The sequence below is a fragment of the Streptomyces fuscichromogenes genome, assembly GCF_014645815.1.
Taxonomy (GTDB): domain Bacteria; phylum Actinomycetota; class Actinomycetes; order Streptomycetales; family Streptomycetaceae; genus Streptomyces; species Streptomyces fuscichromogenes.
Genome location: NZ_BMML01000033.1, coordinates 1 through 26,222 on the forward strand (window position 1 = coordinate 1; position 26,222 = coordinate 26,222).

27 protein-coding genes and 1 pseudogene are annotated in these 26,222 nt (G+C 70.8%); 13 read left to right on the forward strand and 15 right to left on the reverse strand.

Annotated features, from left to right (window positions below):
* The 3 genes from IEZ11_RS43495 to IEZ11_RS43505 form a co-directional block, all read right to left on the reverse strand.
* The coding region (locus IEZ11_RS43495) for an NB-ARC domain-containing protein (protein ID WP_268239963.1) at window positions 1-1,714 on the reverse strand (1,714 nt) is incomplete at its 3' end.
* Window positions 1,711-2,136, reverse strand: a complete 426-nt coding sequence (locus tag IEZ11_RS43500) for a chromosome partitioning protein (RefSeq protein WP_189268614.1) — start codon at window positions 2,134-2,136, stop codon at window positions 1,711-1,713. The genes IEZ11_RS43500 and IEZ11_RS43495, both read right to left, overlap by 4 nt.
* 112 nt (window positions 2,137-2,248) lie before the next feature.
* Window positions 2,249-2,704, reverse strand: coding sequence for a hypothetical protein (locus IEZ11_RS43505; protein WP_189268615.1), 456 nt, complete (start codon window positions 2,702-2,704; stop codon window positions 2,249-2,251).
* A gap of 142 nt (window positions 2,705-2,846) precedes the next feature.
* Between IEZ11_RS43505 and IEZ11_RS43510 the strand changes: the two genes are divergently transcribed.
* The 3 genes from IEZ11_RS43510 to IEZ11_RS52115 all read left to right on the forward strand — a co-directional run bounded on the left by IEZ11_RS43510 (window position 2,847) and on the right by IEZ11_RS52115 (window position 5,469).
* Window positions 2,847-3,392, forward strand: a complete 546-nt coding sequence (locus IEZ11_RS43510; RefSeq protein WP_189268616.1) for a hypothetical protein — start codon at window positions 2,847-2,849, stop codon at window positions 3,390-3,392.
* A gap of 65 nt (window positions 3,393-3,457) precedes the next feature.
* The gene (locus tag IEZ11_RS43515; protein ID WP_189268617.1) at window positions 3,458-4,993 is read left to right on the forward strand and encodes an ISKra4 family transposase; all 1,536 of its coding nucleotides are present in this window, start codon (window positions 3,458-3,460) and stop codon (window positions 4,991-4,993) included.
* A 341-nt stretch (window positions 4,994-5,334) separates the two neighbouring features.
* Window positions 5,335-5,469 (forward strand): hypothetical protein, encoded by a 135-nt coding sequence (locus IEZ11_RS52115; RefSeq protein WP_268239964.1) that lies wholly within the window; start codon window positions 5,335-5,337, stop codon window positions 5,467-5,469.
* A 71-nt stretch (window positions 5,470-5,540) separates the two neighbouring features.
* Here IEZ11_RS52115 and IEZ11_RS43520 read toward each other — a convergent pair whose 3' ends face one another.
* Window positions 5,541-6,917: a pentapeptide repeat-containing protein gene (locus IEZ11_RS43520; protein ID WP_229713726.1), complete on the reverse strand. Its 1,377-nt coding sequence runs from the start codon at window positions 6,915-6,917 to the stop codon at window positions 5,541-5,543.
* Window positions 6,918-7,067: 150 nt separating this feature from the next.
* Here IEZ11_RS43520 and IEZ11_RS43525 point away from each other — a divergent pair, with 150 nt between their 5' ends.
* Window positions 7,068-8,117 (forward strand): site-specific integrase, encoded by a 1,050-nt coding sequence (locus IEZ11_RS43525; RefSeq protein ID WP_189268619.1) that lies wholly within the window; start codon window positions 7,068-7,070, stop codon window positions 8,115-8,117.
* Window positions 8,118-8,206: 89 nt separating this feature from the next.
* On the opposite strand, the gene IEZ11_RS43530 is transcribed toward IEZ11_RS43525, so the two are convergent.
* Both IEZ11_RS43530 and IEZ11_RS43535 read right to left on the reverse strand, forming a co-directional pair.
* A complete protein-coding gene (locus tag IEZ11_RS43530; protein WP_189268620.1) occupies window positions 8,207-8,683 on the reverse strand; it encodes a hypothetical protein in 477 nt (158 codons plus the stop codon).
* The gene (locus IEZ11_RS43535; protein WP_189268621.1) at window positions 8,680-9,015 is read right to left on the reverse strand and encodes a hypothetical protein; all 336 of its coding nucleotides are present in this window, start codon (window positions 9,013-9,015) and stop codon (window positions 8,680-8,682) included. The genes IEZ11_RS43530 and IEZ11_RS43535 overlap by 4 nt, the downstream gene beginning before the upstream one ends.
* Before the next feature lie 350 nt (window positions 9,016-9,365).
* On the opposite strand from IEZ11_RS43535, the gene IEZ11_RS51520 reads away from it, so the two are divergent.
* Complete coding sequence (locus IEZ11_RS51520) at window positions 9,366-10,307, forward strand: site-specific integrase (protein ID WP_229713727.1); 942 nt, start codon at window positions 9,366-9,368, stop codon at window positions 10,305-10,307.
* Window positions 10,308-10,511: 204 nt separating this feature from the next.
* The gene (locus tag IEZ11_RS43545; RefSeq protein ID WP_189268622.1) at window positions 10,512-10,655 is read left to right on the forward strand and encodes a hypothetical protein; all 144 of its coding nucleotides are present in this window, start codon (window positions 10,512-10,514) and stop codon (window positions 10,653-10,655) included.
* A 346-nt stretch (window positions 10,656-11,001) separates the two neighbouring features.
* Here the strand turns inward: IEZ11_RS43545 and IEZ11_RS43550 are convergent, their stop codons facing one another.
* Complete coding sequence (locus IEZ11_RS43550) at window positions 11,002-11,337, reverse strand: hypothetical protein (protein ID WP_229713728.1); 336 nt, start codon at window positions 11,335-11,337, stop codon at window positions 11,002-11,004.
* 157 nt (window positions 11,338-11,494) lie between these two features.
* Window positions 11,495-11,665 carry a hypothetical protein gene (locus IEZ11_RS43555; RefSeq protein ID WP_189268624.1) on the reverse strand — a complete coding sequence of 57 codons (171 nt, stop codon included), beginning with the start codon at window positions 11,663-11,665 and terminating at the stop codon, window positions 11,495-11,497.
* 451 nt (window positions 11,666-12,116) lie between these two features.
* On the opposite strand from IEZ11_RS43555, the gene IEZ11_RS43560 reads away from it, so the two are divergent.
* Entirely contained in the window at window positions 12,117-14,216 is a 2,100-nt protein-coding gene (locus IEZ11_RS43560; RefSeq protein WP_189268625.1) for a hypothetical protein, read from the forward strand.
* Window positions 14,213-14,641, forward strand: a complete 429-nt coding sequence (locus IEZ11_RS43565; protein ID WP_189268626.1) for a hypothetical protein — start codon at window positions 14,213-14,215, stop codon at window positions 14,639-14,641. The genes IEZ11_RS43560 and IEZ11_RS43565 overlap by 4 nt, the downstream gene beginning before the upstream one ends.
* Before the next feature lie 63 nt (window positions 14,642-14,704).
* Here the strand turns inward: IEZ11_RS43565 and IEZ11_RS51525 are convergent, their stop codons facing one another.
* From IEZ11_RS51525 to IEZ11_RS43590, 5 genes are all read right to left on the reverse strand, one after another.
* Window positions 14,705-15,814 carry a 3'-5' exonuclease family protein gene (locus IEZ11_RS51525; RefSeq protein WP_229713729.1) on the reverse strand — a complete coding sequence of 370 codons (1,110 nt, stop codon included), beginning with the start codon at window positions 15,812-15,814 and terminating at the stop codon, window positions 14,705-14,707.
* Window positions 15,811-16,332 (reverse strand): hypothetical protein, encoded by a 522-nt coding sequence (locus IEZ11_RS43575; protein WP_189268627.1) that lies wholly within the window; start codon window positions 16,330-16,332, stop codon window positions 15,811-15,813. The genes IEZ11_RS51525 and IEZ11_RS43575 overlap by 4 nt, the downstream gene beginning before the upstream one ends.
* Window positions 16,333-16,539: 207 nt before the next feature.
* Window positions 16,540-16,680: a hypothetical protein gene (locus IEZ11_RS43580; RefSeq protein WP_189268628.1), complete on the reverse strand. Its 141-nt coding sequence runs from the start codon at window positions 16,678-16,680 to the stop codon at window positions 16,540-16,542.
* Window positions 16,680-17,219, reverse strand: a complete 540-nt coding sequence (locus IEZ11_RS43585; protein ID WP_189268629.1) for a hypothetical protein — start codon at window positions 17,217-17,219, stop codon at window positions 16,680-16,682. The genes IEZ11_RS43580 and IEZ11_RS43585 overlap by 1 nt, the downstream gene beginning before the upstream one ends.
* Window positions 17,173-18,144: a hypothetical protein gene (locus IEZ11_RS43590; protein WP_189268630.1), complete on the reverse strand. Its 972-nt coding sequence runs from the start codon at window positions 18,142-18,144 to the stop codon at window positions 17,173-17,175. The genes IEZ11_RS43585 and IEZ11_RS43590 overlap by 47 nt, the downstream gene beginning before the upstream one ends.
* A 629-nt stretch (window positions 18,145-18,773) precedes the next feature.
* Here IEZ11_RS43590 and IEZ11_RS43595 point away from each other — a divergent pair.
* The 3 genes and pseudogenes from IEZ11_RS43595 to IEZ11_RS43600 all read left to right on the forward strand — a co-directional run bounded on the left by IEZ11_RS43595 (window position 18,774) and on the right by IEZ11_RS43600 (window position 20,060).
* Window positions 18,774-19,211, forward strand: coding sequence for a DUF8825 domain-containing protein (locus IEZ11_RS43595; protein ID WP_189268631.1), 438 nt, complete (start codon window positions 18,774-18,776; stop codon window positions 19,209-19,211).
* Window positions 19,212-19,376: 165 nt separating this feature from the next.
* Window positions 19,377-19,525, forward strand: a pseudogene (locus IEZ11_RS51530) (methionine synthase); the annotation flags it as partial.
* Window positions 19,526-19,793: 268 nt separating this feature from the next.
* Complete coding sequence (locus IEZ11_RS43600; RefSeq protein ID WP_189268632.1) at window positions 19,794-20,060, forward strand: hypothetical protein; 267 nt, start codon at window positions 19,794-19,796, stop codon at window positions 20,058-20,060.
* Window positions 20,061-20,189: 129 nt separating this feature from the next.
* Here the strand turns inward: IEZ11_RS43600 and IEZ11_RS43605 are convergent, their stop codons facing one another.
* Together IEZ11_RS43605 and IEZ11_RS43610 are read right to left on the reverse strand one after the other, a co-directional pair.
* Window positions 20,190-21,068: an ATP-dependent DNA ligase gene (locus tag IEZ11_RS43605; protein ID WP_189268633.1), complete on the reverse strand. Its 879-nt coding sequence runs from the start codon at window positions 21,066-21,068 to the stop codon at window positions 20,190-20,192.
* A gap of 46 nt (window positions 21,069-21,114) precedes the next feature.
* Window positions 21,115-21,351, reverse strand: a complete 237-nt coding sequence (locus IEZ11_RS43610) for a hypothetical protein (protein WP_189268634.1) — start codon at window positions 21,349-21,351, stop codon at window positions 21,115-21,117.
* Window positions 21,352-21,630: 279 nt separating this feature from the next.
* Here IEZ11_RS43610 and IEZ11_RS43615 point away from each other — a divergent pair, with 279 nt between their 5' ends.
* Both IEZ11_RS43615 and IEZ11_RS43620 read left to right on the forward strand, forming a co-directional pair.
* On the forward strand, window positions 21,631-25,059 hold the full coding sequence (locus tag IEZ11_RS43615; RefSeq protein ID WP_229713740.1) for a DNA polymerase III subunit alpha: 3,429 nt from the start codon (window positions 21,631-21,633) through the stop codon (window positions 25,057-25,059).
* Window positions 25,056-26,165 carry a DNA polymerase Y family protein gene (locus IEZ11_RS43620; protein ID WP_189268635.1) on the forward strand — a complete coding sequence of 370 codons (1,110 nt, stop codon included), beginning with the start codon at window positions 25,056-25,058 and terminating at the stop codon, window positions 26,163-26,165. The genes IEZ11_RS43615 and IEZ11_RS43620 overlap by 4 nt, the downstream gene beginning before the upstream one ends.
* Window positions 26,166-26,222 lie beyond the last annotated feature (57 nt).

A 26,222-nucleotide genomic window follows, 5' to 3' on the forward strand; every position in this document is an offset into this window, starting at 1 on the left:
AGGCGGCCGCGGCCCCGGCCGCATCCCCCGCCTCCCCCCGCCAGAAGGCGAGGTTGTTCCGGGTGCTCAGGGTGTGGGGGTGGTCCTCACCCAGCACCCGCACCATGTGGGGCAGCAGCTCGGCGTAGGCGGCCGCGGCCCCGGCCGCATCCCCCACCTCTCCCCGCCAGCGGGCGAGGTGGTGCCGGGCAGTCAGGGTGTCGGGGTGGTCCTCACCCAGGTGGGAGGTGGTGGTGTGGGTGAGGTGCTGGTAGTGGTCGCGGGCGGCAGCGGCCTGGCCAGCTTCGCCGAGGCTGGTGCCGGTGTGGAACAGCACCGGATGCGCGGCCAGCCGGTGCAGGGCGTCTCCGGCGGTTTGGGTGAGGGCAGTGGTGTTGGTGCGCAGGGTCCGGGCGAGGTCGGTGTCCCGCTCGATGGCGGGCCAGGCGGTGATGAGGGCGTCGGCGGCGGTGCGGGCGGTGGTGTCGTGCTGGTGGAGGGTGAGGGTGTCGCGGGTGGCGCGTTGGACGAGCTGGTGGACGCGGACGCTTCCGTCGTGGCCGCCAGGGGTGGTGGGGGTGTGGTCGATGAGGCTCAGGCGGTGCAGGGCGCGCAGGGCGAGTACGGCGTCCTGGGGGGAGACCGGGGCCGGTTCACCGGCTGGGGCCGGGCCGGTGCTGGTGCGGTGCTGTGCGAGATAGCCCAGGGCCGGGTTGCCGGTCAGTACGTCCTGGGGGATGCCGTTGGCGTCGAGGAAGGCGGCCAGCTGGAGCACGGGGCGGGCCAGACCGGTGGGGCGCAGGGTGTCGGCGCGGTCGATGGACAGCGACCAGGCGGCGGCGACGGTGGCGGTCTGGTCGCCGGGCAGCACGTCGGGGGCGGCATCGGCCAGGGTCCTGGTGCGGTCGGCCAGCAGCTCCCGGTAGGCGGCCACGCTCTGGCCGGAGTCGACGAGGTAGGCGGCGGCCTGGGACAGCGCCAGCGGCAGATGGCCCAGGTCCGTGGCGAGGGCGGTCAGCTCGTCGGCTGATTCGTCGTGATCGTGGGCGCCGAGTGTGGCGGTGAGGTAGGCGAGGGACTCGGCCTCGGTGAATACTCCGACGTTGATCAGCTGCCGGCCGCCGTCGGTCAGGGCGGCGTCCCGGCGGCGGGTGGTGACCAGGGTCCGGCCGTGCGGGCTGGCCGGCGGCCACCACCCGCGCAGATCCTGCGGGTCGGCGACGTCGTCCAGCACCACCAGCCACCGGCACGGCTCCGCCCCGGCCTTGAACTCCAGCCAGGCGTGGAACGCCCGTGCTCCGGCCTGCTGGTCGCCCGGGTCCGCGCCCAGCACCTCCATGGCGGCCTGCGCGAACCCCGACACGACAGCCGCGGCATTACCAGCGCTGATCCACACCAGCACATCCACCGCACCCGTCTCCTGGGCGTGGCGGGCGTAGTCCGCGGCCAGCTGGGTCTTGCCCACCCCCGACATCCCGGCCAGCACCTGCCCCACCACGGCCGTCCCGCCGCCGGCCAGAGCCTGCCGCAGCCGGGCCACTTCGGCCCGGTCCTGGAAACACCCTGCCCTACCCGGGACCACCCCCACCTGACACGGCCACACCGCCCGCACCTGGGGACCCACATAGACGTGCTGGACACCCTTGCCCAGGACCGGGCCATGGAAGACGCTGTCGCGGAAATCGACATGGTCCCCGGCCACTGCGTCCCCGGACTGCCGGGTGCCCTCGGTCACTCCGGGGCCTTGCCGTAGGTGATGTGCTGGACACCCTTGCCCTGCACCGGGCCATGAAAGGTGCCCTGACGGAAATCGACATGGTCACCCCCCGCACCGGCACCGTGCAGGGACTCCAGGTGCTCCACGAGCTGGCCCAGAGCCTCGGCGAAGACGGTGTCGCGCTCGGCGGCGTCCTCCAGGGAGTCCGTCAGCCGCCGCCGGGTACGCTCCGAAAGCTCCTGCCGGCCCTCCCCGGCCTCCTCCCCCGCCCGTTCCAGTGCAGGATCCGCACCGAGCCTGGCACTGATCAGATCGTGCAGCTGGCCCATCGCCGCATCCAGACCCCGGTCAACCTCCGCATTCGCAGGCCCCGCCACCCGCTTCGCCTTGCGGACCAACCACGCGAACGCATACCCGACCGCAATCTCCACACCCGTCACCACGCCCCCCTTGACCTGACGGACCTACAGCACACCGACCGTACCCACCGCCCCGCCCCCACACCACCCCGATTGGGGCTCATGACACAGCCGTTACCAACACCCCAACTACTCACACCCGGTGCAGCTGGGCGAGCATCGTGATCGAGGTGCGGACGACCCCGACGGCCAGTGGCGGGGTGATCACGGCGGGGGCGAGATCCCCGTGGGCGTACTTGTTCCGGATCGGCCGGCCGCAACTGTCGAGGAGGTCGTACTCCTCATCGGTGATCAGGTCATCGGCGAGAGCCTTCTTCAGGTAGTCGGCGAGGGTCCCCCTGCCGTAGCGGTCGGAGAGCGCCGCCTCGACGGCGATGATGGAGGTCGCGGCGCCGACCATCATGAACTCGTACCGGTAGTAGCTCATGCGGATCAGCTCACGGGCCGTGGTCAGCACCCTCTCCGCTCCCTGGGGCAGGCCGGGCGGGATGACCAGGTCGCGGACCAGGTCGTGCATATCGGCGAACTGGCCAGCCCACCAGAAGCGTGTGTCGGGTACGGGCCAGGGCAGTTCAGAGGTCTCGCTCATGGCCCCGGATTCTGGCAGCGCTGCCCCCACCGCCGGTAACAGGTTTGGGTGCGGCTCGTTTCGAGGGATGAGCTGACCTGGGGAGACGTTGATTGGCGTCTGGGTGGGCAGGTCTCCTTCCTGAGGGGAGGAGGCGGTGTCGATGGGCTCGTTGTTCGAGGCGATCGAGGCCGAGGAGGCCGAGGTCCGGGAGCGGGTGGAACAACTCGAGGCCCGACTGGCCGAGTTGACCGAGCGGCTGGTGGCCGAGCGGGAGAGACTTTCGCGGCTGGTGATCACCCGTGAGACGGTTGGTGAGCTCCTGGCGAGAATGACGGACGGCAGTGCCGTGAACGGGCCCGTGCTCGAGACGCCGCCGACGGCGGCGGTGGAGGAGGGGTCGCCGTTTGAGGGAGCCGAGCGCCGGGTCGTGGGGTTGCTGTCGGTGCCGAAGTGGCAGCCGGGCATGGAAGCGAGTGTGCTGCCGCGGGTCTACCAGGACATTCTCGAGGTCGTTGATGATGCGCCGGGGCCGGTGCGGGCCAAGCAGATCGTGCCCAGGATCGGTCTGCCGGTGGAGAACGGGAAGATCGAGGTGACGCGGTCGAAGCTGAAGCGTCTGGTGGTGCGGGGCTGGCTGGACGAGACCACTCCCGGCCTGTTCACCCCATCTCGCATCAGAAAGACTCATTCGTCCAACTCGCCCTGAAAGAGGGGCTCTTCCTTCTAGATTCGTAGGTGCCAACCAGAACGAACCTTGAGAGAAGAGCCCGGATGGAACACTACGACACCCGGGGCACGCCTGAGGCGTTCGCGCGCTCGGTCAGTGCCTTCCACCTGCTGACGGCCACCCTGTCAGGCCCGGCGGCCGGAGAATGGACCCACGGTGAGCTGGAGGAACACCTCCAGGAGGCGGGACGCGCGCTGATGCGCCAGCTGCTGCAGGACCACCTCGACCTGCGCGCGATACGCGAGGAGGAACACCTGGCCGCCCGTCCCGGACTGCGGGTGACGGGCCCGGACGGCCGGCCGCGTCCGTGGCGGGAGAAGGAGCATGAGCGGTGGCTGTCCACCGTCTTCGGCCACGTCCGGGTACGCCGCATCGCGCATCGCGGGCCCGGGGTGAGCAACGTGCATCCCTCGGACGTGCTGCTGTCGCTGCCCGCGGGCCGGCACTCGGCCGGTCTGCGCCGCCTGGCCGTCGTCGAGGCCGTGCGCGGTTCCTTCGACCAGGCCCTGGCCGCCGTCGAGCGGCAGTGCGGGCCGGTGGTGGGCAAACGCCGGCTGGAAGAACTCGTCACCGAGGCCGCAGCGGACGTCGACGGCTTCTACTGGGCGAGCATTCCGCTGCCCTGCAGCCGGGAGATGCCGCTGGTGATCCAGGCGGACGGCAAGGGTGTGGTCATGCGGCCCGAAGCGTTGCGCGAGGCCACCCGCCGCAAGGCGGCCCAGGCCGCCGCCGCGGGGCGGCGGGGCCGGCTGGCACCGGGCGAGAAGCCCAACCGGAAACGGATGGCCACCATCGCCTGCGTCTTCGACACCCGCCCCGCCTCACGCCGCCCGCACGACGTGATCGGGCCGCCCGAGGGCCGCAGCGCCAACCGCACCCGCCGCCCGCGCCCGAAGGCGGAGAACAAGTGGCTGACCGCCTCCCTGGTCAAAACCCCCGAGGAAGTCATCGCCGAGGCGTTCGACCAGGCCCAGGCACGCGACCGGCACCACCTGCGCGACTGGATCGTCCTGGTCGACGGCGCCCGTCACCAGCTCGACGTCATCCAGGCCGAAGCCGCCCACCGAGGCGTGACGATCCACGTCCTGATCGACTTCGTCCACGTCACCGAATACGTCTGGGCAGCCGCGCACGCCTTCCACAAGCCCGGCAGCCGCGAAGCCGAAGCCTTCACCGCCGACCGGCTCACCGCGATCCTCGCCGGTCACGCCGCCCGCGTCGCCGACGAACTCCTCGCCCTGGCCGACCAGGCCCACCTGACAGCCTCACCCCGCGAGGCGGTCATCACCTGCCACCGCTACCTCACCGGCCACCTCGACCAACTCCACTACGACACCGCCCTCGAAGCCGGCTGGCCCATCGCCACCGGCGCGATCGAAGGCGCTTGCCGGCACCTGATCGCCGACCGCCTCGACATCACCGGCGCCCGCTGGGGCCTCGCCGGCGCCGAAGCCGTCCTCAAACTCCGCGCCGTCACCAGCAACGGCGACCTCGACACCTACTGGACGTTCCACATCGCCCGCGAACACGAACGGCTCTACCCCAACCCTGACCAGGCCACATTCAGGCTGACCGCCTGATCCACGACCTTCACTTCAGAGGAACCGCACCCAACAGGTTTCTACTCCCGCGAGGCCGTGCAGAGGGTGGGGCGGCGCACGGTGCGGGTTGGGGGGCGCCCCGCCGTGGAGGGGGACATGGGCGGTCCGCTCATGGCGGGGACCGTGTTGGGGCGTGGGGTGCGGGCCGTCGCCGGGGTGGCCCGTGTCGTCCTGCCGCCGGAGGCAAGCACGGAACCCCGGGGGTATCCAAGGCCGAGCCGCTACGCGGTCGCCTACGGCGAGCCTTGGACACCCCCGAGAACCCGTGCTCGGGCCAAGGCCCGTCAGGACGACCCGCCCCACCCCTTCAGGAGGACCCGATGTCCACTCGCTACCGCATCATCAAGCTCCGCAGCGGCTGGGGCGTCGAGGACACCCACACCGGCACCGTCTGGACCGGCATGGTCCGCGTCGGCGCCGTCCAGCTGGCCGACCGTCTCAACTCCGTCGGGTAGGGCACCGGGCCCGGAGACACCTCCGGGCCCTCGCCCCGTCCCCCGCCGTCCGCGCCGCGGTGTCCCCTCGGTCAGGACCGGGCTGGGTCCCACGTACGAGGCAGGGTGAGTCCGGCGGGAAAGGGGGACCCGTTCGGCGGGACCAGGCCAGTGGGCGCCACACCATCCGCGCCGGTGAAGTCGACCGTCCCGCCGGGGAACCACGCCTGGCTGAAGTCAACCGTCCCGTCGGAGAACCGTGCGCCGGTGAAGGCGACCCTGTCGCCGGAGAACCGGGCGTCAGTGAAGGTGACCCTCCCGCCCGAGAACCGTGCGCTGGCGAAGGTGACCGTGCTGCCGGAGAACCGCGCGTCGGAGAAGTTGACCGTGCTGCCGGAGAACTTCGCACCGGAGAAAATGATCGTGCCGCCGGAGAACCATGCGCTGTAGAAGCTGGCCGTCCCGTCGGAGAACCGCGCGTCAGTGAAGATGACCATGCCGCCGGAGAACCGTGCGCTGGCGAAGGTGACCGTGCTGCCGGAGAACCGCGCGCCGTGGAAGTCGACCGGCCCGCTGGAGAACTCCGCGCCGGAGAAGTCGACCCTGCCGCCGGAGAACTCCGCGCTGGCGAAGGTGGCCCTGCCGCCGGAGAACCGCGCGCCATGGAAGTCGACCCTGCCGCCGGAGAACCGCGCGCCGGAGAAGACGACCCTGCCGCCGGAGAACTCCGCGCCGGAGAAGACGACCCTGCCGCCGGAGAACTCTGCACCAGTGAAGTTGACCCTGCCGCCGGAGAAGTGCGCGCCAGTAAAGTCTCCGCCGTCGAACGTGACTTCGGTGAGGTCGAAGTCGTGACCCTGCCAGGAGTGCGGGTCCTCGGGGGCGAGACGGAGGTGGTCGCGGATGAGGCGGATGACGGTGTGCCGCACTTCCCGCAGGGACAAGTAGGCGTGCCGGGCTTCCGCATCGTCCGCCGGCAGATCGGGTTCGGCGGTGTAGGGCAGGCGGAGGTAGGCGCACAGCACGTCGATGCACGTCTGGCGCAGGGCCCGGGTGGGGGCGTCGTCGGCGAGGCCGGCCAGGGCGTGCACCCCGCCGAGGCGCACGGCGGGGGACGCGTCGCCGAGCTGGGCGACGGCGGTGGTGAAGCGTTCGGTGTGCAGGCGGGTGGCCTCGCGCAGGGCGCCGTCCTCGTCGACGCGCTGGCGCCGGTAGGCCACCACCAGGGCGACCAGGGCGCCGGCCCCGGCGACCACCCCGAAGGACAGCTTGACCAGGTCGAAGAGCGTGCTGGAGTCGAGGCGGTGTTCGGGCTTGAGTCCCCGGGCGCCGAGCAGGTCCCATCCGGTGTAGAACACCGCGGCGGCCACCAGGACGGCCGTGGCGAAGGTCAGGGCAAGGACGGGGCCGACCGGCCACAGGCGCAGGCCGCGCCGTTCCGTCCGGCGCCGGGGCAGATGTGCGGTCACATCCCCTTGAGACACTCCCGCTCCCGCCGCCGGTTGCGGCCCGTTCCGTCCGGCGCACCCGTCGCGACCCCGCCAGCCCCATGGACCCCCGATAAGCTCCCCATATCCAGGTTCCATGGAAGCGGTCAAATCCGATGAACGGGGCGGTTCATGTCAGACAGTCAGAAGACGGTCGAACCGGTCGTCATCCCGGCCGCGCCAGCTCGGCCGGCGGAGTACGACACCGCGACCCGGGCCGTGCTCGACCACATCGACCGCCAGGCCGTGCGCACCGTCGCGGACGGCCGCCCGTCGAGCACCCGCAGAAGCTACGCCCAGGACTGGGCGAGCTGGACGAAGTTCTGCGCCGACTCCGGGGTTCCCGTGCTCGCCGTCACCCCGGGCACCCTGGTGATGTTCGTCGAGTGGCTGTGGACCCAGCCCGGCGGGAAGAAGGGGACGTGCACCGCGCCGTCGACCATCGACCGGCGGATCTCCGGCACCGTGGTGTCCGCCCGCGCCGAGCACGGCGTGCGGCCGGAGGACGGCGTCGCCCGGCTCGCCCGCAACCGCCTCAAGCAGCTGGTGAAGGAGATGGAGGCCACCGGAGAGACCCGCGGCCGGGGCCAGGCCCCGCCGCTGCTCGTCGACCACCTGGTGCGGATCAGCGCCGCCTGCCCGGACAACCTCACCGGCATCCGCGACCGCGCCATGGTGCTCATGCACTTCGCCGTCGCCGGCCGCGAGCACGAACTCGCCTTCAACCGCGTCCGCGACTACGCCGAGACCCCCGACGGCATCCAGGCCGACCTGCGCGTGTCCAAGGTCCGCCCCCGCGTCGTACCCGTCCCCTACGGCTCCCGGCCCTCGATCTGCCCCGTCCGCGCCTGGCAGGCATGGAAGGAAGCCGCCGGCCTCACCGACCCCGACGGCTACGCATGGCGCCGCCTGCACAACCGCTGGCACACCGTCCTGGAGGGCGGACTGCAGCCCGAGGCGATCGGCGACGTCGTCACCCGCGCCGGCGAACGCGCCGGGATCGACATCCGCTTCACCGGCCACAGCCCCCGCCGCGGCCTCGCCACGTCCTCCCGGCTCAAGGGCCACGACCAGATCGTCATCGCCAAACAGGGCGGATGGGCCCCGCACTCCAAGGTGCTCGCCGGCTACCTCGAAGTCGTCGACCAGTGGGAGGACAACGCCCTGCTCGGCGTGCTGTAAACGTGGAAGTCGGGATGTTGTGGCCACTGCTGGGCGGCGGTCGGGCGCCAATCGAAGGAACCCAAGCGGGCGCGCACCTCGTAGCGGCATCAAGGGTGGCGCGTCCGGTACGCCTTCTGGCGGCAGGCGTTGGAGCAGTACCGGCGCGGGCGCCCCGTTCGTGACGGCCCGCGAGCGGACCACGGGACGTCCATGGGGCGCCAGCACTGCTGACAAAGCGGCTCAAACATCTCCTCTACTCGCCATTCCCGGATGAGCGAGCGCAAATCACTATCAATCAGAATTATGGGATCAAAAGCATCAATCTCGTATGCGTAGTCCGCTAGCTCCAGGGCCCGCGAAGGATGACGCAACGTCGAGACAGTCTTGCTGAAGGACAGTCGCACTTGCTTCGGATCGATCTGGAGCTTCTCGGCCACCAACTCGTCCGAGGCGTTGTAGAGCACGACGGCCAGGAAGATGATCGCCCGATCCTTGCCGAGGCCGCGGAGCACCTCCGCCAGCACGGTAGTGCGTTCGACGCGAGGCCGGTCGACATATCTGCTGCCTGACACACGCTCTTTCATCGTTCCTCCCTCCGTACGACAGCGGGCTCCGAGGGCTCGGCACGCATGAGGACTACGGTCGACCCGGCCACGGGTTCCGTCTCCCCGGCTGACTGCTGCGGTAGTGCCGGCGGTGGCGTGGGCCGCCCCCACGGCAGGAGCCCGCACAGCGCGGAAATTACATGGGCCAGCCCCAATAGAACGACCGGGAGGTCGGCCCGGTTGACCCGGCGCAAAGCGACCCATGCCACGATCCCGATCAGCAGCAGGATGGACACCAGCACAGCGGCGGCGGCGAGGGCCAGCGAGACCGGCACGCCGAAGACAGTGCCGGGAGAGAGAGCGGACAGCAAGGCGGAAGCCTCCGGAAACAAGAAAGGCCCCCGGGGGCGTGACGCCGGGGGCCTAGCGGAAACGAGAAAGGCTCCCGCTTCTCGACGAGAAGGAGGGCCTCAAACAGAAGCGGGACGCACGAATGGCGTCCCGGAGGGAGGATCTCACATCCCTAATTGCCCGTCAATCCCCTTGTTTGGGCAGGTTACTTGGGTTGTGGAGCAGGGAGAAGAGTTTCGTAACGGTCTCACTCATCTGCCCTGCGCACGCTAGACACCTCTGTTGGGCACTGGGTTGAGGTTGTTGCAGCCGGTGTCCCCGCGTGCCCACAAACCGATCGGTTGTTGCACGCCGAGGTGCTCTTCGTGGAGTGGTGCTGGCTCCAGCCCGGCCGCCGCAGCCCGGCCGCCCGTGGGACGGCAAGCTCACCGTGCCCTCGACCATCGACCGCCGGATCTCCGGCGTCGTCGTCACCGCCCGCCGCCAGCTCAAGATGCAGCTGCAGAAGGACATCGCCGAGGAGGCCCGCGCCCTGCTCAAGGTGAAGGTGAAGGTGATGGAGAAGGACGTGGAGGACCGCGGGCGCGGGCCCGCGCCCGCCCTGCTCGTGCGCCACATGGAGAAGGCCGCCGCCACCCTGCCGCGCAACCGGTTCGGCGTGCGCGACCTGGCGCTGATGACGCTGCACTTCGCCATCGCCGGCCGCGAGCACGAACTGGCCCACCTCCGGGTGCGCGACATCACCGAGGACCCCGAGGGCCGCGGGCTCATCGTGGACGTCCCCGTCTCCAAGGTCGCCCCGCGCAAGGTCGAGGTCCCGTTCGGCTCCCGCGCCCACCTCTGCCCGGTGAGGGCCTGGCGCCGCTGGAAGGACGAGCTGGGCCAGGACGCCGACCCCGACTCGTACGCGTTCCGCGCCGTGCACAACCGATGGAAGACCGTGCTGGACAGCGGGCTCGACCCCGAGTCGGTCGGCGACGTCCTCACCCGGATCGGCGCCCGCGCCCAGCTCGACATCCGGCCCACCGGGCACAGCCCCGCCGCGGACTGGTCACCGAGTCCTCCCGCGCCGGCAACCCCGACGCCGTGGCCGAGAAGCAGGGCGGATGGGCCAAGGGCTCCAAGGTCATGCGCCGCTACCGCGAGGAAGACGACGGCTTCAAGGAGAACGCCCTGCACGGCGTGCTGTAGGAGCCGCCGGAGCTGTCCACCGTGGGGACCGCCCGGACCCCTTCAGGCGGCCAAGCAGTACACGCGCTGTGACGTGCGTCACGGGAGCCTCCGAAAAAGCAAAAAAGCCTTTCCCGCGTAATTGGGGGGTCCATTCCCCTGCGGAGCCCCTGACCTGCATGTCTCCACGCGGCGTATACAGGCTTCGGCCCCTGCCGAATAGGGGGCCCGATAGCGATGTCCGTACGGATCCCCGAACGCCCCACTTCGCTGGTGATAGCGTTCTCAAAGCCCCTGATGGACGGCCGTCTTTGCGGCCCGAGTTCCAGAAGGGAGGTTATGACGTATGCCCCGACCTGATCCCCGCAAGGACAGGCCGGCGCGGACTGACCGCCGCCGTCGCATGCGGGCCCTGGCCCACAAGCTGCGGCCCGTGGCCACCGTCCTGCAGATCGTCTACTACGCCGTACGGCTAGTGCACGAACTGTAGGGGTGACCTGCGGAGAAGCGGAAGGGCCCACCCCGCAGGAACGGGGTGAGCCCTCGGTCCACGTCAGCCTCGTGTGGGTCCCGTGCAGGTTGAGCGCCGTGCGGGGCCCACACTTATATGTGGACGACTAACCGCTACGGTAGCACAGCAATAAGTCTAATTTGGCAAATAGCTCTGTGGAATCAAGTCTCACAACTTTGTCATCTTTGACAGCTGTGGAAGTTATGGGAAAGTCTCCAAAAGTCGTTCGTGGACACTTTGGAAAGACTTCCACAGCAACTTTGGATTAGTCGAAAAGTCCGCCACCAAAGTCGGCAGCGAAGCGCGTTACCAGGATCTGCGCAGGTCAGACCCTGCGCAGGCAGGCTTGCGGGACCTGGCCGCCGGGCACGATCCGGTACGTGTTCCCCTCCCCGCCGCACGCCCGGTACGCGGGCCCGCCCTCCGTCCGCGCCACGGCCACCGTGCAGGACCGGACCACCTGACCCCTCCGGAGGTAGTGGTCGACGGGCGAGAGGGAGGTGGCGATGGGTCCCTCGTTCCAGGCCGGCCGCCGTACCGGCACCCGCTCGACCGCCCGCCACAGGGACGTGCACTCCCGGGCCGCACCCGCCGCGCGCTCCCCAGCGGCTGCAGCCGCCGCCGCGGACGGCACCAGCGCCCCCGCGAACAAGACCGCCACCGCGGCCGCCGTTGTCGATCGTCGTCGTGTCACACCCTGCTGAACCGGACCCCAGCGGACGAGTCATGCGTAATCAGCGGGAATCCCCCGAAGGGGACTGGGAACAGCCCTCCCGGACCATGATCCATCGTGACGGCTAGGCGCCCCGATGTGACGCCTACCGCGACGACCGTTCGGACCGGATCGCCCGGATCTTGACCGCTCGTTCCTCGGGGAACACCTGGGAGATCCAGTCCTTGCCCAGCTTCTTGGCCAACACCGAGGCGATCAGGCTCCGCAACGCCTGCTCACACGTCGCCAGCGCCTCCGCCGGCTGCATCTCTGGCATCGGTTCCTCCACCCCGTGGGACCGCAGGACCATCATCATCCCGAAGGTGCACACTTCACGTCACCGGGTTGTCCCCCCGCTCGGTTCCCAATCGGTCGCCGACCCTGGAGCGCCGACGGTCTGTCAAATTTGGTGCCTGAAGGCCCATTTGGTGCCGTATGATCGCGCCAGCATTCGGCTTGTGCCGGCTCTCCATCACCCCTCATGGCCTGTACGGGCAGAGGAAGCGCAATGGCCACCCAGCTCAGCTCCCCGATTCTCTTCGTCGAGCAGGCTCGGTAGGTCGCGCACCACGCGGTCGGGAGTCGGCCGCGTGTGACAGTCGCTCAGATCGTCTTCGGCGTGCGGTGACTGATACAGCGACTCCGGAGTTCCTCCACCGGGGTCCGGGCCCTTGCTCTGCCCGGACCGACCGGCCCGGGCCGACTAGCCCACTCCTGGAAGTCTGACCATGACGACCATCAACCAGGCGATCGTCTCCGAGGCGGAGCCTTCCGCCCGGGCCAACCCGTTCCCGGGCGCCGACACCTACAGCTGGACCCGGGCCTTCTCCGAGGCGTTGGCCCTCGACACTGGCCTGCCCCCGCTGGTGACCGACGCCATCGCGGCCTACGTGATCCGCCCGAAGCGCTACCTCACCAAGGCGCGGACCGAGACGGTTCACCGCCTTCGCTCCGGAGTGATCGTGAAGGACGAGCAGACGGGCCTGCACGTCCTGTCGGTGACCACGCACGGCTTCGCCGGCACCCCGACCGAATACAACGAACGTGTGCGCAGCGCCTTCGACAGCCCGGCCCAGCCCGACGCCTCCCCTGACCGGGTGCTCCCGAGGTTGACCACCGGGTCCGGCCCGAACGGCACCGCGCTGCCGTTCGTGACGACCGCCGAGCCGGTCGAGCCCACCGTCCTCAACAGCCTGTTGGGCATCATGGACGTCGCCCTCACCGAGGCCGACCGCAAGCGCGACTACGACCTCGCCGAGGACATGACGGTCTTCGGACAGACCAACCGCACCATGCACGTGCCCTTCGTGCGGACGATCACCGAGAACCACCAGGGCGCCCCCGTCATCCGCAAGGTCGTCGACCTGGTGGCCATCAAGGGCAGCAACCGTTCCCGGGCCCGTCTCAAGCTCCACGGGCTGACTGCCCGCAGCACTGCCTTCGGTGTCCGTATCGACAAGCTCGACCTGCCGGAGCCGAGGGCCGGCCAGCCCGCGCCGCCGGAATACATCGCCGACCCCGTCATCTGGGTCCCCGCCTTCGCGAACACGTTGCGGAACGCATTCGCCTCCACCGGGCACCGCCTGCACGAAACCGCCCAGGCCGCCGCTGAGGTCGCCGTCGTTCAGATGCAGATCATCGTCGGGACGGACAACCCCGCCGAGTTCCACAACACGGTGTTCGACCCGAACCGTGCGGACCACCGCCGCCCGCAGCTCGACTACCCGCTCGCGGAGAAGTCGACCTCCGACATGCGCGCGGTCCTGCGCGAGGTGAAGGCCTCAGGCCTCATCACCGAGCCCGTACGGGCCTGGCTCGCCGGCGAGGACAGCGAGCCGGACGCCCTCCCCGGATCGGTCACCGACGCCCGCGACCGCCGCGACCGGGCGCTGCTCGGCATGGCCTTCCCCAAGGAGCTGGGGAACGACCGCGCGGTGGCCCGGGTCCTCGGCGAGCCCGAGCGGCACTACGACAGCCGCGAGGAGAACGTCACCCTCCGGCTACGCATGGTCTCCGCCGCTATCGCCGAGGGCTACCGGACCCGGTGGAACCCGCGCCTGCTGGACGGCACGCTCTACTCCCACTTCATTGCCAGGCGCGGCACCCTCGCGGACCTGCCGGACTGGCGGACCGCGCTGGTCCAGGCCGAGGCCGACAAGACCGAGCTGTACGACTTCCTCGTGACGCGGGGTCTGCACTGGCTTGCCGAACACGGCATGGTCGAGGCCGACCGCGGGTCGGCCGACGGCCAGCAAGGACCGGGCCGGCGCAGCGGCGTCAGCGCCCGCAACGCCCTGCTGCTGAAGCCCGTGCAGACCATCGCCCTGATGCGCGAGATCGCCCGCGCCAACGACGCCGGCACCCCGCCCCGGCAGATCGATGAGACCGGGGCTCCGGTCGACGGCACTGTCGCCGACCGCATCTGGTTCAGCGTGACCTTCCCGAAGACCGGGCGCGCCAAGAAGAAGGTGGACGACCGCCCCAGCGCGTCGGACAGCGCCCCGCCCCAGCAGCCGAAGAGGAGCCCGGAGCAGGTCCTCCTCGATGCCCAGCTGCGCCTCGTCACGAGCCTGTCCAGTGAGTTGCCGCAGGCCTTCCTCGCCGCGCTGGCCGTGGCTCGCGAGGCCATCGCCGCCGGCGCGGCGGTCGGCAAGCCCGCGCTGGCCGATCCGCCCTCCTACAGCGTGGAGGTGATGGAGCAGGCCTTGATCCGGCTCAAGCGGGATCTGGCTTATATGCAGGCCGGCTTGACCGACATGAAGGGCGAGACCGAGGTCACCATCGACTCGGCCACTGAGCAGGTCGCCAACGCCGAGGGCGGGCGGTGAGCCGCTCCGTGCTGCCGACTGGGCCGGTACTGACCGCGCCGCTCCTGGCCGGCTTGGCGCTCGTCGGCGGCCGCTACCTGCAAGCGACGTACCTGAGGCCGCTCCCGTGGGCGGACCGCGGGCACTTCAACGACCTGGGTGTCCTCACGGGGATCTACCTGGTCACCGACATCGCCGGGCGGCTGCGCTGGCTCGGTCAGGCAAGCCGTCTCGACGGTCTGCCCGGGCGCCTCGACGGGCACGACCGAGATCCGGCCAAGAGGGCCGTCTTCGCCTGCGTGCGGGTCCTGCATCTGGACGACCTGACGCCCACCGAGGCCCTGAACGCCGTCGAGGGGCGATGCGCGGACCTGCTTGGCGTCCGGCAGAGCATGAAGCCGCGCCGCTGGCCTCCGGCGACGAACTGGCTGTCCTTGGTCGCCTAACGGGATGGTGGCCGACACCCACGTAGGTGTCGGCCACCACCCAGTGGTGACCCCGATACGGCGTCAGCCTTCGGGCAGTGAGCGGGCGCCGTCACTGATCGGCTCGGTCGGCCTGACCAAGGTGTCCATCAGCTTTTTCCCGGTGGCCGCGTCGATCACGGCGACCTCGATCGTCTGCCCGTCCAGGTCGGTGGTCTCCGTGTCGAGGATGACCGCGGCGTCCGGCTGCAGGAGCTCGCGCGCGGTGCGGGTCACCTTCCCCCGCTCCGGGCACAGGGTGATCTCGCTGGCGTACGGGGCGGTGGCCGGGTCGGCGAGCAGTTCCCGCCGGACCTCCTGCTCGGTCGGCCCGCCGTCGACGCGCTCCCAGTCCGGCTCCCAGCCGCCGGAGTACGGGGAGTTCCAGGCCCACACCGTCGTACGGTGCCGGTCGGCCAGCTGCTGTGCGAAGCCCTTCACCACGGCGGAGCGGGTGGGGGCGAGGGCCGCGTACTCGCGCAGCGGCGAGGCCGTGCCCTTGGGCAGGCCCCGCACGGATTCCCAGTCCACGCCCGGCATGTCCCGTACCGCGCGGACGTCGGCGAGCCGGTACAGCGCGACGGTGACGGTGCGGTGCCGGCCGACCTCGCGCTCGTAGGTGTCGGCCGGGGTGATCCACCCGGCGGCCTCGACGTATCGCCAGTCGGCCGGGTGCCGGATCTCCAGGACGTCGGCGGCGGCCTGCGCGGTGATGTACTGCTCGCCGTCCGCCTCGGCGGCCAGCGTCTCCAGGTCGATGATCAGGTAGCGGCGGCCCTTGGCCAGGGTGATGCGCCCTTCCGCGCCCATCCGCTTGATGTCCCGCCAGTGCCAGCCGATCCGCTCGGCCGCCGCGTCCCTGGAGACGCTCGCCGCCTCCCAGGCGAGGCGCTCGGCGACCACGCCGCGCACCAGGTCCTTGTCGAGGGCGAGCGCGGCCGCCGTCGCGTACAGCGGCCACCCCTTGTAGGAGTCGGACGCGACCAGGTGCTTGGCTGCGACGAGTTCGTCGACGTCGGCGGCGGTGACCTGTTCGCCGGTGTGGTCGGAGAGCAAGCCCGCGATCCGGCGGGCCCCCAGCGCCTCCGGCAGTGCCGGCGTCTCCTCGGCGGTCGTCTCCGTGGCCGCGGTCTGCGTGGTCGTCCCGGTTATCAACGCTCCTTCGTCGGCGTGGTAGTGGGGGTGATGGCCAGCAGCTGGCGGCGCGGGGCGGGCCAGGTCAGGCTCAGGTACTGCCAGGTGCCGCCCGCATAGCTGATGTCGACGTTCGCGTCGGTCACCTCGTACGGCGTCTGGCCGGGGACGTCGATCCGCACCGAAGCCCGGGGCCACGGGATGCCGTCGCGGCCCTCGGCCGCGATGTAGCCGCCGAACTCCTCGTACCGGTCGTACCGGTCCCCGGGGCCGGGCACGCGCAGGTCCGGGACGTACGCGGTGACCATCTGCCCGCCCTCGAAGGTCAGGGTGGCGGGCTCAGCCGGGGTGGCCTGGGGAAGCCGGCCGAGGGCCCGCAGCCACTGTTCGGCGGCCGCGAGGGGGAAGGTGGGGCTCTCGGCGGTGCCGCCGGTGGCGTCGAGACCGCCGTGGCGGCGGCGCCAGTTGACGACCGCCGCGCGGCCGACACCGGCCATGCGAGCGATCTGGGAGAGGTTCACGACGTCGTGGTTGGGCACGGTTCGCCTCCTGTTCAAAAGGGGGTGCAGTGTCAGGGCCGGGCGGCTGCTGAGGTCCTTCGCGGCCTTCGGGCGCTCGCTCCCCGGTGCCGACCGGCGCGGTCGGCACTCCCGTGGAGCGGGTGCGTGCGCGCCGGACGGACGGCACCGGGGCCGTAGCCCCTGACCTGGACAAGTTCCTGATTTCCGACCGGAACTGAGGCGGTCTCAGTCGCCGTCCGGCTCGGTGACGTTGGACTCCCGGCACAGGACGTCGACGACCAGGGCGACGGTGGCGCCGTCGGCCCCGATACGGATGCCGGCGGCCGCGGGCAGGTGCTGGCGCGGGCGGCGCTCACGGCGGGCCATCAGACGAACGTCACGCGCGCGACGACGGCCAGCAACTCGCCCGCGTCGCCCGCGGCCTCCACCGCTCGCGGGTCGGCCTCCTTGACGGGGCCGACGACCAGGACATGCTGGACCTGGTCGAGCAGCGACCACCATTCCGCCGGCAGGCTCACCATCTCCGCAGCCCGCCACAGCTCGATGTCGTCCTCGCCGTCCGGGCCGACGTGGACCAAACCCTTCAGGGACCGGTCGGCGATGTTGGCGCGCAGCCGCCAGTGCGGGTCCATGCCCGGCATCCCGTGCAGGTCCCAGTGCTCCCAGTCGGTGCGCCGCTCCAGGTCCTGGATGCCGGCTCCCTCGGTCTCCGAGTACAGGGTGAGCATCGGCATCGGCTGGCCCTCGGGCGTCGCCGTCTCCCCGATGAAGAGCCCGTAGTTCTCCGCCAGGTGGTAGGTGTCGATGCCGTTCAGGTCCGGGGCGAGGTCGGCCAGGGTGAACGTCTTGATCCCGGCCTCACGGAGGGCGTCCGTGGGGCCGGCCGGGCGCTGGCGCGGGGGCACCTGCCAGCGCAGCCCCGGAGTCGTCCCAGAGGTCGAGCGCCTCCTCCAGCAGGTCCTCGGCGTCATCCTCGTCGAGTTCGGCGACGGCCCGCAGGACGGCCTCGGCGCCGCAGGTGCGGAACTTGCCGTGCGCCTGCTCGATCCACGCCCGGGCGGCCGGACCGGCGGCCGTCTCCTGGAGCGGTGTGTGCGCCGGAGTCAGGAAGACGGCGCCGGCGAGCCCAGCGAGGGTGGCCCGGTCGTCGACGACCTGCGGGGTGAGTTCCGCCTGGCACGACGCGCATCCGGCCCAGACCGCGCTGACCACCCTGGTCGCCAGGGTGTGGTTGATCTGCCAGCCGTCGACGTACGGCAGCATCCCCTCCATCAGCCCGGTGTCGGGCTCGGCATGGGCGTGCGCAGCATCCGGCCCGTCCGTCCCGACGAACTTGATCATGTCGGCGATCTGCTCTTCGGGCACACCGCCTGCGGCCCAGTGGTCGAGCGCGTCCTCCAGGAGCTCCGAGACCTGCGCATCCGTCATCGCCTCAACCGCCGCGAGCGCCTCGATGCCGCTGTTCTGGGCCTTCGCGTCGCGGGCCAGCGGAGCCCAGTCACGCGTAGTGGCGGAGGCGAACACCCCTGCGGTGGGCGCCAGATCGAAGGCGACCCCGGCGAGTGCCGCAAGCGTCGGCCGGTCCTGCCTCGCCTTCGCCGCCAGCGACGTCTGGCACGGCCCGCACCCGGCACGGCACGCGGCGACGAGCCGGGCGGCAAGGTCGAGGTCGAGCACCCGCCCGGCGCCGTGCGGCACCAGGGACAGGACGGTCATGTCCGGGAGCGGTTCGTGCGTGTGCAGGGTGTTGGTGACCGAAGGCTGGTGTCCCGCCCCCGTGCGCTGCGCCCTCTGCTTGGCGCGCTTCTTCTTCCCGTGATTCTGGACCACAGCAGTTCTCCCATCAGGGGTGCAGCGGTTACCCATGACCCGATGCACGCGAGGGAACTGGTGACAGACGCGGGCATGCAGTGGTGCGTCGGTGACGACGTCGGTGGTGCTCTCCGCACTGATGCGCTGGGACCGGAGTCCTGGCACCTTCATCCTCAGATCGCCCCAGTCATGGGCTAGAGGCTGGCTTGGGCCCGTGCGCGGCCGTACGAAAGACGATACCGGCGCCCACTGACAGAGGCAGCGAATACCCGTCAGATCCGCTCGAACGAGGAGCCGGGCATGAGCCCCCTTCTCCCCTGCTCTTCGGGAAGAAGATGGCGGACAGGGCGTATGCCCAAGGTCGGGCGAAATCGTGGCTGGCGGGGCTGGTGCGACGCGGTCACGAGGAAGTTCGAGGAGACCGCGCCTACCGCCCGTTCCCCGCGAGATCTCCGGGCCGCCCGACGCTGCCGAAGTGGCCGAAGCGCGGGACCGTCACGGAGACCCGGTACGCACCCGCTGTCAGCGGGTCGAACCGGGACCGTCACGGAGACCCGGTACGCACCCGCTGTCAGCGGGTCGAACCGGGACCGTCACGGAGACCCGGTACGCACCCGCTGTCAGCGGGTCGAACTAACATCCAGGGCATGAGCACTCCCGCCACCGCAAACGAGGACAAACAGTTCAACCCGAAGGAGTTCCCCGGAGAACTGCTTGCCGCCCAGCTCAAGCTCGCCGAGCTGTACGCCGCACTCCATGCTCACCAGGCGCGGCTTCCCTGGTCACGTGATGCGGATGGCGGGTGGCCGGCCGAGCCGGAGCGGTGGTACCGGCACGGACGCCCGGAGACGCCCGGCTGGAAAGAGGCCGACGCCGCGACGTACGACGAACTGTGGGCAGAACTCCGCAAAGCGGCCGCGATCGTGCAGGGCCACGGGCACTGGAAGCTGTGCATGCAGAACGGTGTCGAGGGTGCCGCCCTGGTCGCCGTGCGGCAGGCTCTCAAGAACGCGAAGGGCGCGGTCCCCGCCCCCAAGGGCGACGAACCCGCCCTCGGTCCGGACGACGTCGAGTCGGCTGCTTGAGCCCCGCAGCTGGCGCATGCCGGCTCCGGGATCTTCGCACCCGTCCGGCACGGGACACCGCGCCGGTTTACCTGGGGCGCTGCACGGCATGGGTGGCGTCGGTAAGTCGCGGATCGCACGCGAATGAGAACGTCGGCATAGTTCTGGCAGTGGATACATCAGGGCGGCACCACCGCCGTCTCCTTCGACTTCTCGCTCTTCACCAAGCGTGACAACAACGCGATCGGCGAGCTCGGAGGGGCGGTACCGGCCTGCTCGCGGGTGCCGTGCCGGGCACGGACACCGCATTGTCAGACCCTGCCTGTAGCGTCGTGTTCAGGGACTCGCGGCACACGCCAAAGGAGCCCTGGATGCGCGGACTTTGCTTGCCGGCTGGCCGCACACCAGGGCTCCCGGTGTGTCCCGGGTTCTCCACCCCCACTGGTAGCGGCAGAAGGAGAAACCCTTGACTGACATTCCCGAAGCTACACGATGCCTCGGACAACGCCCCCGAACAGGGAAAACGGCAGTGGTCGCCGTCGTCGGCCTTTACGGACCGCCCGGCGACGGTGATGCCGAGCGGACGGGGATGCCGGCCGTCCGATGACCATGCTCGTGATCACCCCCGGTCTGCTGCTCATCGTGATGGTGGCGGGGGCCGTCGGGTTCGGCGTCTACCAGAACTCGAAGAAGAACAGCACCAGGCTCCCGGCCACGGGAGACCTGGGCGCCGCGATCGGTGCCGCCGTGGTCGTGGCGGGGCTCCTCGTGGCGCTCGGGTGGGCGGCCGTGCCTCCGAGCACGGTCGGCCCCGCCACCGGCGGTGGCGTCCCCACGTGCTCGTCATCCTCCACCGCTGGCGGGTGTTGAAGGGCACGCAGGTTGGCCCGCGCGGGGGCCGGGCGGCACGCAGCCGTCCGCCCCCCCACGCACATGGAGGTACATGGCAGAGCACGGCGGCGACGCGGAACGAGGCCCGCGCAAGCCGCCCGGCCTGGTTCAGGCACTGCGCAGCCGGGTGACCGTGACCACGGCGTGGCGGGTCGTCCCCGCGAGGACTTCGACCACCAGCCCGGACGTCGTGGTGGTGTAGGACTCCCCCGAGTTGGTGCGGGCGGAGCGTGGCGGCCCGGTCGCGGCCAGGTGCGCCGCGACCTGCGCCGCGAGCGGCGCCGTCAGGGACTGGGTAAGCGCGATACGTCCGCCGGGGAGCCGGACGGCGAGTGCGCGCGGCCGGGCGCCCGGGCCGGTGTAGCCGACGACATCGGCGTCCACGGTCTCGGCGTGACGGATCTTCTTCCAGATCCGGCCCGGCTTGTAGACGGAGGTGGCCCTCTTGGCGACGACGCCTTCGATGCCCTGCTCCGGGAGTTGTTGGTACCAGGTCATGGCCACCGCCGGGTCGTCGGTCATCGGTACCAACTGGATCGGCGGCTGGACGTCGTGCTCCCGCAGCAGGGTGGCGAGCAGGGCACGCCGGTCGTCGTACGGCCGTGCCCGTACGTCTCCCTGTTCGGGGTGGAGCAGGATGTCCCAGGTCGTGAAGTGGGCGGGCAGGTCTTCGGCGAGGCGGCGCGCCCGGGCCGGAGCGGACAGGGCACGCGACTGCGCCGCCCCGAAGTCGATCCTCCCGTGGGCGTAGATCACGGCCTCGCCGTCGAGAACCGTGCCCGGCGGGAGCATGTCGAAGGCCGCCCGGGCCAGGTCCATCCACACCGCGGTGACGTCGCGCCCCGAGCGGGCCTGCAGCCGCACGGTGTTCCTCTCCCGCCAGACGACGGTCCGGTGGCCGTCGAACTTCATCTCGTACCGCCAGCCCGTCCCGACCGGCAAGGTCGGGACGAGTTCGGCGAGCGCGACGTCGACGGGGAATTCCACAGCCTCAGACTCCGACCACGACGGTCCGGATGCACGTGGAGGGGGCCTACCGAAGCAGGGGCATCACCGTCTTCACGATCAGCGCGACCGGTGTGTCCTGGGCGGCCAGAGCGGTGCCGTAGGCGATCGCGACGTGCTCGATCGCCTTCATCGCGGCGCACAGAACGCGGGCCTGGTGCTCGGTGAGCTCGTCACCGGCATCGACGGCAAGCGAGGTGAGGGCGATCGTCGCGAGGACGACGAGCGCCGCGAGCAGCGCGAGGTGCTGGAACGGATGTGGCATGACTGCCTTTCCGGGCCGGACAGTCGCCGACCTCACCCCTTCCGCCGAGAAGCAGCCGCCGTACAGGATCGAAAGACAAAGTGAGATGCACGTCACACTCGCGATTTCCGGCCTCTGAACCACTGCCGTCCCGCTCCTTTCGGTCGGCGTGCGCCTGGGACACCATCACCACAGCTGTTCGCACACCTGTGCGAATTAGAGTTATGGTGGATACCTGGAGAGAACGCAGGTCAGGGAGGGGCGCGACAGACAGGAGGTGCAGGCCGTGGATTTACTCATCTGCGCGTCGCCTCCGGCTACAGCGCCCGCTACGGCGCCTCCCTCCCCGGCGCCCTCGTGCAGCGCGCCGCCGAGCGCGGGATGACGACGCTCGCACTGACCGACCGGGACACCGTCGCGGGCACGGTCCGCTTCGCCAAGGCCGCCGCGGCCGCCGGGATCCGCCCCGTTTTCGGGGTCGACGTCGCCGTCGCCCCGCTCACCCCGCCGGACCCAGCAGCCGGCCGGCCGCGTACGCCCGTGCGCGGCGGTGCACACGTGGTCGAGCCGCCGCTGCGTATCACCCTGCTCGCGCAGAGCTCGGCCGGGTGGGCACGGCTGTGCCGCCTGGTGTCCGCCGCGCACGCCGAGGCCGACGGCGCGGCGCCGGTCGTCTCCTGGGCCGCTCTGCGTACCTACGCCGACCAGGACCTGGTGGTACTGCTCGGCCCGTCCTCCGAACCGCTGCGCGCGCTGTCCGTCGGCCGCTCCGACGTCGCCGAGCAGCTGCTTGCCCCGTGGCGCGAGCTGGCTGGGGAGCGGCTGCGGCTGGACGCCGTGTATCTGGGGCGGCAGGGCACGGGGCCGGGATCACTGCGGCTAGCCGCCCGCACGATGGGCCTGGGTGACCAGGTCGGGGTGCGTACGGTGCTGACCAACGCCGTCCGCTACGCCGATCCCAGCCAGCACCGGATGGCCGACGTCCTGGACGCGGCCCGCCTGCTGCGGCCCGTCGACCGCCGGGTGCTGGACAGCGGCGAACGGTGGCTCAAGGGCCCGGCCGCCATGGCCGACGCCGCCGAGCAGATCGCCCGGGCCGCCGGCGGCGATCCCGCCCGGGCTGCGCGTCTGCTGGCCGAGACCGAGACCACCGGCCAGTCCTGCACCCTCGCCCCGGCCGATCTCGGGATCGGGCGGCGGCACTTCCCCGAACCCGCCGTCGTGGGCGCCGGCGAAGAGGCCGACTCGGCGATGCGGCTGCTGCAGCAAAGGTGCGAGGCCGGGATGGTCGTGCGCGGCCTGGACAGGGACGAGCACGCCGTACGGCAGCTCGACTACGAGCTGGAGGTCATCGGCCGGAACTCGTTCGAACCGTACTACCTCGCCGTCGCCCAGGTGGTCGCCGACACCCGGGCGCTCGGGATCCGGGTCGCCGCCCGGGGTTCTGGCGCCGGGAGCATGGTCAACCACAGCCTTTTCATCGCCACCGCCAACCCCCTTGAGCATCACCTGCTGTTCGAACGGCACCTAAATGACCGCCGCCGGTCACTCCCGGACATCGACCTGGACGTCGAGTCCGAGCGACGCCTGGAGGTGTACGACGCGATCATCAAGCGGTTCGGCAAAGAACGAACGGCGGTCACCGGTATGCCGGAGACCTACCGGGCCCGCCACGCCCTGAGGGATGCCGGGCTCGCCCTCGGACTGCCGCCCCAGGTCGTCGGCGACATCGCCAAGGCCTTCCCGCACATCCGAGCGCGCGACATCCGCTCAGCCCTCCACGAGCTCCCCGAGCTGCGGCAACTGGCAGCACGGGCAGCCAAGTTCGGACCGCTGTGGGAACTCGCCGAGGGCCTGGACGCGCTTCCCCGCGGGTACGCCATGCACCCGTGCGGGGTGATCATCTCCAATATGTCCCTGCTGGACCGGCTGCCGGTGCAGCCGACGCCGGCCGGCTACCCGATGGTGCAGGCCGACAAGGAGGACGTCGAAGACCTCGGGCTCCTGAAACTGGACGTGCTGGGCGTCCGGATGCAGAGCGCGATGGCGCACGCCGTAGCCGAGATCCGTCGTACTACGGGGCGGGCCCTCGATCTCGACAACCCCGACCACGTGTCCCTCGACGACCCGAAGGCCTTCGACCTCATCCGGCGCAGCGACACCGTCGGCCTCTTCCAGCTGGAGAGTTCTGGGCAACAGGATTTGGTGGGGAGGCTGCAGCCGCGGCACATGCAGGACGTCATCGCCGACATCTCGCTGTTCAGACCAGGCCCTGTATCGGGCGGCATGCCCGCGATCTTCATTGCGGCTCGGCACGGCGCGGCACCCCGGTACCCGCACCCGGACCTGGAGCCGATCCTGGCCGACACGTATGGCGTGGTGATCTGGCACGAGCAGATCATCGCGATCCTCGCCCGGATGACCGGCTGCGACCGGGCCGCCGGCGACGTCGCCCGCCGCGCCCTCGCCGATCCCGACCGCCTGCCCAAGGTCGAGGACTGGTTCCGCCGAACCGCGGGCGAGCGCGGCTACAGCACGGCCGTGCTCGACGAGGTGTGGGAGACCGTCGCTTCGTTCGGGGCGTATGGCTTCTGCAGGGCGCACGCGGTCGCGTTCGCCGTACCCGCCCTCCAGTCTGCCGTGCTCAAGGCCCGCTACCCCGCCTTCCTGTACGCCGGGCTGCTGGAGCACGACCCGGGGATGTGGCCGCGCCGGGTGATCGTGGCCGACGCCCGCCGCCACGGCGTGCCGATCCTGCCGGTCGACGTCAACCACTCCCACACCCAGCACCGGGTCGAACAGACCGGCCAGGGCTGGGGCGTGCGCCTCGCCCTGTCCACCGTCAAGGGCATCACCGCCGCCGAGGGCGACCGGCTGGTCGACGGGCAGCCGTACACCGGTCTGCAGGACCTGTGGCAGCGGGCCCGCCCTTCGCTCCCCCTCGCCGAGCGCCTGATCCGGATCGGCGCGCTCGGCCCTCTCGCAGGGGAGCTCACACGACGGGACCTGCTGCTCCAGGCCGCTGAACTACACCGCCAGTCCCGCAGCCGCGGTACCACCGACGGGCAACTGCCCCTGGGCGGCGAACTGGTGACCGCCGCCCCGAGCGGCCTGCCGGAGATGACCAGCCGGGACAAGCTCGGCGCGGAACTGGAAACGCTCCAGATCGACGTCACCCATCACCTGATGGACTTCCACCACCGACTCCTGCGCGAGCTCGGCGCGACCGACGCCGCCCACCTGCGCGGCATGGTCCCCGGACAACAGGTCCTCGTCGCCGGCGTCCGGGCCTCCACCCAGACCCCGCCCATCCCGAGCGGCAAGCGGATCATCTTCTGCACGCTGGAAGACGGCTCCGGACTCGTCGACATCGCCTTCTTCGAGGACTCCCACGAGGCCTGCGCGCACACCGTGTTCCACTCCGGTCTGCTGTTGGTCCGCGGCACCGTCGAAGCCCGCGGCCCGCGCCGCACCGTGGTCGGCACCATGGTCTGGGACCTGGACGAGGTGGCCGCCGCCCGACGCGACCACGGCCCCCAGGCCGCCCTCGACCTGCTCGGCCGTACCGCGCCCGCCCCCACCCCGGCCCAGCAGGCCCCGCCACAGCGGACTCTCGCCGACGGCACCGCCGGAGCGCTGCTCCACCCGTACGCCGATCTCCAGCCTGCCGGCAGCCGCTCGGCGGACCTGCGCCGACTCGGCCACCGAAGTCCAGGAAGCGCAGGATGACCATGGGCCGTCACATCCTTCACCTCCGCGTCGACCTGCCGGCCGAGCCTGATGCCAGCCTCCCGGAGCGGCTGCGCCGTCTGCTGGAGACCATCACGCCGCGCGTACAGATGATCGAAGCGGACAGCGCCGTTCTTGATCTCACTGGTGCCCTCCCATACTGGCGGCGCGACGCCCGCGGCCTGACGGAGGTAGTACAGCTGCGTGTGCTCGCGCACCTGGGCCTGCGCAGTTCTGCGGGCTGCGCAGGCAATCGGATGCTCGCCGCGATGGCCTGCGCCATCACCCCGCCCGGGCAGCTCACCGTAGTAGAGGACTCCCCCGAAGCCATCTCCGTCTTCCTGCGTCCGCGTCCGGTCCGCGAGTTGCCCGGTGTGGGCGCGCGGACCGCCGCGACGCTCGCCGCGTATGGTCTGCACACCGTCGGCGACGTCGCCGATGTCCCCCAGCTGACGCTGCAACGTCTGCTCGGCGCCCGGGCCGGCCGCGCCCTCCACGAGCACGCCCAGGGCAGCGACACTCAGGTCGTCGACCCCACCCCGACCCCGGCGAGCATCAGCAGCGAGCACCGCTTTGACCGCGACGAGCTCGACCCGGCCACCCACCGACGCGCCCTGCTCGCCCTTGCCGACGACCTCGGTGCCCGGCTTCGTACCTCAAACCAGATCGCGAGTGGCCTGACCTGCACCATCCACTATGCCGACCGGAGCTCCACCCGACGCAACCGTGTCCTGTCAGAGGCCACTCAGCACACCGTGCTCCTGGCCCGCGCAGCGTACGCGATCTACAACTCCCTCGGGCTTCAGCGCGCGCGGGTCCGCAGCATCGCGCTGCGCGCCGATGCCCTTCGGCCGGTCGACCTGGCCACCCGTCAGCTCACCCTCGACGCCGTCGACGACAAGCCTCTCGCGATCGAAGCCGTCGCTGACCGTGCCCGCGCCCGCTTCGGGCACCAGGTGCTCTACCCCGCTGCCCTCGCCACCAACTCCCGCACCGAGATGCCCAGCACCGGGGACCGGCCGGTCGTCGAACAGACACGACCGGAAGACGTCCTCTGGATGACACGGTCGCGTAGAGAGGCGGGTCCGCCACCACGGGGGGAGTGACGGACCCGCCTGAATCCACGGTGCCACACCAGCCCCGTGTATGCGGGCACAGCAGGT

Coding starts and splice junctions, on each gene's coding strand:
- IEZ11_RS43600 (WP_189268632.1), top strand. CDS start 19,794: ATGACCATGCTCGTGATCACCCCCGGTCTGCTGCTCATCGTGATGGTG.
- IEZ11_RS43560 (WP_189268625.1), top strand. CDS start 12,117: ATGACGACCATCAACCAGGCGATCGTCTCCGAGGCGGAGCCTTCCGCC.
- IEZ11_RS43505 (WP_189268615.1), bottom strand. CDS start 2,704: ATGAGCGAGACCTCTGAACTGCCCTGGCCCGTACCCGACACACGCTTC.
- IEZ11_RS43595 (WP_189268631.1), top strand. CDS start 18,774: ATGAGCACTCCCGCCACCGCAAACGAGGACAAACAGTTCAACCCGAAG.
- IEZ11_RS43610 (WP_189268634.1), bottom strand. CDS start 21,351: ATGCCACATCCGTTCCAGCACCTCGCGCTGCTCGCGGCGCTCGTCGTC.
- IEZ11_RS43545 (WP_189268622.1), top strand. CDS start 10,512: ATGCCCCGACCTGATCCCCGCAAGGACAGGCCGGCGCGGACTGACCGC.
- IEZ11_RS43555 (WP_189268624.1), bottom strand. CDS start 11,665: ATGCCAGAGATGCAGCCGGCGGAGGCGCTGGCGACGTGTGAGCAGGCG.
- IEZ11_RS43515 (WP_189268617.1), top strand. CDS start 3,458: ATGGAACACTACGACACCCGGGGCACGCCTGAGGCGTTCGCGCGCTCG.
- IEZ11_RS43530 (WP_189268620.1), bottom strand. CDS start 8,683: ATGAAAGAGCGTGTGTCAGGCAGCAGATATGTCGACCGGCCTCGCGTC.
- IEZ11_RS43620 (WP_189268635.1), top strand. CDS start 25,056: ATGACCATGGGCCGTCACATCCTTCACCTCCGCGTCGACCTGCCGGCC.
- IEZ11_RS52115 (WP_268239964.1), top strand. CDS start 5,335: ATGTCCACTCGCTACCGCATCATCAAGCTCCGCAGCGGCTGGGGCGTC.
- IEZ11_RS43510 (WP_189268616.1), top strand. CDS start 2,847: ATGGGCTCGTTGTTCGAGGCGATCGAGGCCGAGGAGGCCGAGGTCCGG.
- IEZ11_RS43525 (WP_189268619.1), top strand. CDS start 7,068: ATGTCAGACAGTCAGAAGACGGTCGAACCGGTCGTCATCCCGGCCGCG.
- IEZ11_RS43580 (WP_189268628.1), bottom strand. CDS start 16,680: ATGGCCCGCCGTGAGCGCCGCCCGCGCCAGCACCTGCCCGCGGCCGCC.